This is a genomic window from Acinetobacter sp. GN11, assembly GCF_054823985.1.
This window is the reverse complement of the sequence record NZ_JRVL01000345.1, coordinates 1-1,020: the sequence shown is the minus strand read 5'-3', so window position 1 is coordinate 1,020 and position 1,020 is coordinate 1. Positions and strand designations below refer to the sequence as shown.

Below are 1,020 nucleotides of genomic sequence, written 5' to 3'. Positions count from 1 at the left end.
CAATCGCATGAACTGTTCCAATATGATTGAATTATTTATTATTTATTATTTATCACAAAAAAACAAAAATAAATACAAGTGATTGAAAAATAATTTAAATTCACTAGTAATAGTGTTTATGTATGTTAACTTAAACTTATTTTCAAATAACCAAATACAGCTTTTTCAACTCGCTGTTGTAAATGATTTAAATCGCTTTCCCCTGCTATGCCTGCTGCATTAATCATTCCTTTGCTTAAAGCAATTACATCTTGTGCAGCTGTCTGTGTATGTGAAATTCCAGAACGTATAAACAGATCAGAAATTATGGTTTCAAGCTCGTGTTGAAGCTCACTTTCCTCAGCATCTTTTCCAATCAGTTCAGAAGCAAATTCTAAGGTTCGTGCTAACTGCGGACGGCTCAATTGATGTTGCACAGCAGCATGTATGACGAGTTTTAATTTTTCTTTTAAGTCTGCGGCATCGTGTTGCTGTATGGCTTCAACAATACGATTTGAAAGCTCAGCCCGTTCACGTCGAATTAACTCAACGATTAAAGCATCTTTAGATGGAAAGTATTGATATAGACTTCCAATGCTTACGCCAGCAAGTTCAGCCACTGCATTTGTGTTAAATCCAGCAAAGCCTAACGACTCTAAAATGCGAGCAGCCGCCTCTAAAATTGCTTCAAAGGTAGCCACAGAGCGTGCTTGACGCGGGCGTTTACGTGGGTCTGGAAGTGTTTCTGACATGGGCCGAAATGCGAGTATTTAATGTGAGTAATCACTCATATACTGACTGAGTCATATTGATATGACAAGTAAATGCTGCCTTTTCAGTTGAACTACAACTCAGCTCAGTCACGGAGTGGTTATGTCTAGAACCTATACTTTTTTTATTCATTTAAGAGCTTTGCCTGCTTGGTTGGCTTTAGCTCGTGAAAAGCGGGCTGAGTTTAGTACACAAAAGCTTGAACCTATTTTTGAGAAGTACCCGACTGTAAAAGTTCGCTGGTATGACGTTGAAGCATTTAGCACTAAA

Annotated in this window: 2 protein-coding genes; one reads left to right on the top strand and one right to left on the bottom strand. The window is 37.9% G+C overall.

Annotation, left to right across the window (positions count from 1 at the left end; all coding sequences use genetic code 11):
• Positions 1-125: 125 nt before the first annotated feature.
• Positions 126-731, bottom strand: coding sequence for a TetR/AcrR family transcriptional regulator (locus tag NL42_RS19140; protein WP_461313955.1), 606 nt, complete (start codon positions 729-731; stop codon positions 126-128).
• A gap of 121 nt (positions 732-852) precedes the next feature.
• On the opposite strand from NL42_RS19140, the gene NL42_RS19135 reads away from it, so the two are divergent.
• A partial coding sequence (locus tag NL42_RS19135; RefSeq protein ID WP_461313956.1) for a darcynin family protein occupies positions 853-1,020 on the top strand: 168 nt, incomplete at its 3' end.